This is a genomic window from Candidatus Methylomirabilis sp., assembly GCA_036000645.1.
Taxonomy (GTDB): Bacteria; Methylomirabilota; Methylomirabilia; order Methylomirabilales; family JACPAU01; genus JACPAU01.
The window spans coordinates 1-4298 of sequence record DASYVA010000194.1; the positions used below are offsets into that span (position 1 = coordinate 1).

Consider the following 4298-nt stretch of genomic DNA (forward strand, 5'->3'; position numbering starts at 1 on the left):
GAGGATCTCCCCGACGGCGGGGAGCGTGTCCGGCTCCATGGAGCCGCCGCACGCCGGGCAGTGGGGCGTGGGAGGGGCCGTCACCGTCCCGCAGGGACAGCGGCTCGCGGGGATCGTATCCGCCGGCGCCCCCTCCTCAACTGGAGTTTCCGGTCCCTCCGCCACGGCCCCCTCAGCTCCGCGCCAGGATCGTGACCCAGTTCACGCTGGCCAGACCACCGATGCTCTGGGCGAGCCCGACCCGGGCCTCCCGCACCTGCCGCCCTCCCGCCTCTCCCCGAAGTTGCCGGACGATCTCCGCGATTTGCGCCAGGCCACTTGCCCCCACCGGGTGCCCCCGGGCCTTGAGGCCCCCCGAGGGGTTGACGGGGAGGCGCCCCTCCAGAGCCGTCTCCCCCCTGACGAGAGCCCGGACCGCCTTGCCCGCCTCCGCCAGCCCCAGGTCCTCCATGGTGATCAGCTCGAAGGGCGTGAAGGCGTCGTGGACCTCGGCCACCCGGACGGCTGCGGGCCGGAGTCCGGCCATGGCGTAGGCGCGGCGGGCCGCTTCCTGCGTCGCCCGGAAGCTGGTGAGCGAGCGGCGGTGGCGGAGCGCCACGTGGTCGCTCCCCTGCCCGAGGCCCGCGACCCGCACTGCCCGGCGCTCCGCCGTGAGGACGGCGGCCGCCGCCCCATCGGAGATGGGACAGACCTCGTAGAGCCGGAGCGGGTCGGCGATGAGGCGACTCCCCAGGACGTCACTTACGGTGATCTCCCCCTGGAAGTGGGCGAGGGGGTTGCGGCTCCCGTTCCTGTGGTTCTTCACCGGGACCAGCGCTAACTCCCGGGCGTGCAGGTGGTAGGTCTCGGCGTAGGCCCGGGTGACGATCGCGGCGAGCGCCGGCATGGTGGCCCCGTACCGCCGCTCGGTGGGATCGATCATCCGGCTGAGGATCTCGGCCACCCGCGGCGTCGGGAGATCGGTCATCTTCTCGCCGGCCACCACCAGGGCCGTCCGGGCGAAGCCCGCCGCGATGGCGGATGCGGCCGCGAAGAAGGCGGCCGCTCCCGAGGAGGTGCCGGTCTCCACCCGGAAGCCCGGGGTGTAGGCCTTCCCGAGGAAGGAGGCGAAGAGGGGGGCGAGCGTCCCGTCCCCGGTGAACTCCTCCGGGTTCATGGTGCCCAGGACGATGAGGTCCACATCCTCGAGCGCGGCGTCCTCCAGCGCCTGCGCCGCCGCCTCGGCGAGGAGGGGGAGGAGGGGCGCCTCGAGGCGGCCGAAGCGCGTGCACCCGACCCCGGCGACGTAGACCGCGGGCATGTTCCCTGGCCTCCCGATCGGGGCAGTGGCCCGATCGCTGGGCGGCTGCCGCAGCCCGTGTGGCCGGGCCGAGCCGCCGGCGCTTCCCGGCGCGCCCCTCCTGTGCCAGGCCTCCTGTTCTCTTTCCGAGACCTGGGGGGTCCCCCCCTCTACTCTACCCCAACGCGGGACGCTCCGCGAGGGCGGGCGCGTGTGTAGGGGGCGGGCCGCGCGGGGGAGCGCCCCACCCCCGTTCCCCGGCCGGGGCAGGAGTCGCGGAAGACTTGCATTGCCGCAGGGGCGGTCTATTATAGGGGCAAAGAGCGGGTTGCGGGCTGCCTCCTTCCAGGGAGAGCTGACATGGGGACGCGCGTGGAGACCGACACGATGGGGTCGATCGAGGTGCCCGCGGACCGGTACTGGGGAGCCCAGACCCAGCGATCCCTCGAGCACTTCCGGATCGGGACCGACCGCTTCCCGCGGGAGCTGATTCGGGCGTTCGGTCTCCTGAAGAAGGCCTGTGCGCTGGTGAACCGGGACCTGGGGCTGCTGCCTCCGGAGAAGACCAAGGCCATCGTCCAGGCGGCAGACGAGGTGATTGCCGGCACGCTCGATGACCACTTCCCCCTGGTCGTCTGGCAGACGGGCAGCGGCACCCAGACGAACATGAACGCCAATGAGGTCATCGCGAACCGGGCGATCGAACTCCTGGGGGGTCAGCTCGGCTCGAAGAAGCCGGTCCACCCCAACGACGACGCCAACAAGAGCCAGTCCTCAAACGACACGTTTCCCACCGCCATGCACATCGCCGCCGTCGAGCAGCTGCGCCTGCGCCTGTTCCCGGCGGTGCAGCGGCTCCGGGAGACGCTGGACCGGAAGGCGCGGGCCTTCGCCGAGATCGTCAAGATCGGCCGGACGCACCTCCAGGATGCGGTGCCCCTGACGCTCGGGCAGGAGATCTCGGGGTGGGTGAGCCAACTCGACCACGCGCTGCGCCACCTCGAGGCGGCGATGCCGCACCTCTACGAGCTCGCGATTGGGGGGACGGCGGTCGGGACGGGGCTCAACGCCCCCCCGGAGTTCGCCGAGCGGGCCGCCAAGCAGATCGCCGCCCTGACGGGCCACCCGTTCGTCTCGGCGGAGAACAAGTTCGAGGCGCTGGCCGCCCACGATGCCCTGGTGGCGGCGCATGGGGCGCTGAAGACCTTGGCCGCGGCCCTCACGAAGATCGCGAACGACGTCCGGTGGCTCGCGTCGGGGCCGCGCTGCGGGATCGGCGAGATCAGGATCCCGGAGAACGAGCCCGGAAGCTCCATCATGCCCGGGAAAGTGAACCCGACGCAGTCCGAGGCGCTCACGATGGTCTGCGCCCAGGTCCTCGGCAACGACGTCGCGGTGAGCGTCGGCGGGGCCTCCGGGAACTTCGAGCTGAACGTCTTCAAGCCGCTGATCATCCACAACGTGCTGCTTTCCCTCCGGCTCCTGGCGGACGCCTGCGACTCCTTCGAGGAGCACTGCGCCCGCGGCATCGAGCCGGACCGCGAGCGGATCCGCCAGCAGCTGGAGCGGTCGCTGATGCTCGTCACGGCGCTCGCGCCCCGCCTCGGCTATGACCGCGCCGCCGAGATCGCGAAGAAGGCGCACCGGGAGGGGCTCAGCCTGAAGGAGGCGGCGGTGGCGCTGGGCTATCTGACGGCGGAGGAGTTCGACCGGACCGTCCGCCCGGAAGCGATGGTGCACCCGCATCTGCCCGGATGAACCCGGGGTCGGCCCGGCGCCGGGTCTGTCTGCGCCCCCCATCACCCGCCGATGGGGGGCGCGGTCTTTTTGCCCGGGGCGGGGCTACTTGATCGCGCCGACGGTGAAGCCGGCGATGAAGCGGTCCACGAAGAAGTTGTAGAGGACGGCGATCGGGATGCTGACGATGAGGCAGCCGGCCATGATCGAGCCCCAGAAGTACACGTCCCCGTGGACCAGGAAGGTCGGGACCCCGACACTCACCGTGTAGTTCCGGGCGGCGGTGATAAACGTCAGCGCGTAGACGAACTCCTGCATGACCAGGGTGAGGGTGAAGATCACGACCGTGAGGATTCCGGCGATGGAGATGGGGAGCACGACTTTCACGAACGCCCCGAGGCGGCTGTACCCGTCGATCATCGCCGCCTCTTCCAGGTCTCGCGGGATGGTCTTGAAAAAGCCCATCATGAGCCACGTGCAGAACGGAATGGTGAAGGAGGGATACACCAGCACTAACGACCAGAGCGAGTCCTGGAGACCCAGGTCTGCAATGACGCGCGCCAGCGGGATGAAGAGCAGCGTGGGAGGGACGAGGTAGGTGAGGAAGATCCCGATGCCGAGCTGTTCCCCCCATCGCCCCGTCAGCCGGGCAAGGGCGTATCCGGCCGGGATCGCCAGGAGCAGCGTGATGCCCACCACGATGGCGCCGACGAAGAGCGTATTCAAGAGCCATCGGGCGAAAAGGGTTTCGGCGAACAGCACCCGGAGGTGCTCGAGCGTCGGGGGCCACTCGTTAAACCAAAACGGATTGTTCTCCCGCATGATCAGGTCGTGGGTCGTCTTGAAGGCGGTGATGAACATCCAGAAAAACGGGAAGGCGGCGAAGGCGGTGAACGCCGCGAGGATCCCGAAGTGGACCCCGCGGCCGGCCCACCGCTTGGCCCGTTCGATGGGGGCCATCTCAGGTCACCTCGGTGCGCCGGGCGACGCGGAGGAAGGCGATGGCGGCGGCAAGGAGCAAGGGGAAGAGGAAGAGGGCGATCGCGGCCCCCTCGGCGATGTCGCCCCCCTGGATGCCGGTGAAGAAGGCGAGGCTCGCCAGGACCTGCGTCGTGTCGTAGGGTCCGCCGCGGGTCAGCACGAAGATCACGATCATGTCGGTGAATGCGAACACGAACCCGAACAACGATGCCACGAGCATGATCGGGCGGACCAACGGAACCGTGATTTGGAACAGGTGCCGCCAGAAGCTGGCTCCGTCCACGGCGGCCGCGTCATGGAT

The 4298-nt window shown here is 69.8% G+C and carries 4 protein-coding genes; 1 reads left to right on the plus strand and 3 read right to left on the minus strand.

Annotated elements, in window-relative coordinates:
• Positions 1 to 172: 172 nt before the first annotated feature.
• Complete coding sequence (locus tag VGT06_10940; GenBank protein HEV8663636.1) at positions 173 to 1300, minus strand: thiolase domain-containing protein; 1128 nt, start codon at positions 1298 to 1300, stop codon at positions 173 to 175.
• 339 nt (positions 1301 to 1639) lie between these two features.
• Between VGT06_10940 and fumC the strand changes: the two genes are divergently transcribed.
• Positions 1640 to 3037: a class II fumarate hydratase gene (gene fumC, locus VGT06_10945; GenBank protein ID HEV8663637.1), complete on the plus strand. Its 1398-nt coding sequence runs from the start codon at positions 1640 to 1642 to the stop codon at positions 3035 to 3037.
• Between the two features lie 84 nt (positions 3038 to 3121).
• Here fumC and VGT06_10950 read toward each other — a convergent pair whose 3' ends face one another.
• Both VGT06_10950 and VGT06_10955 read right to left on the minus strand, forming a co-directional pair.
• A complete protein-coding gene (locus VGT06_10950) occupies positions 3122 to 3976 on the minus strand; it encodes a carbohydrate ABC transporter permease (GenBank protein HEV8663638.1) in 855 nt (284 codons plus the stop codon).
• A 1-nt stretch (position 3977) separates the two neighbouring features.
• On the minus strand, positions 3978 to 4298 hold a 321-nt coding region (locus VGT06_10955; GenBank protein HEV8663639.1), incomplete at its 5' end, for an ABC transporter permease subunit.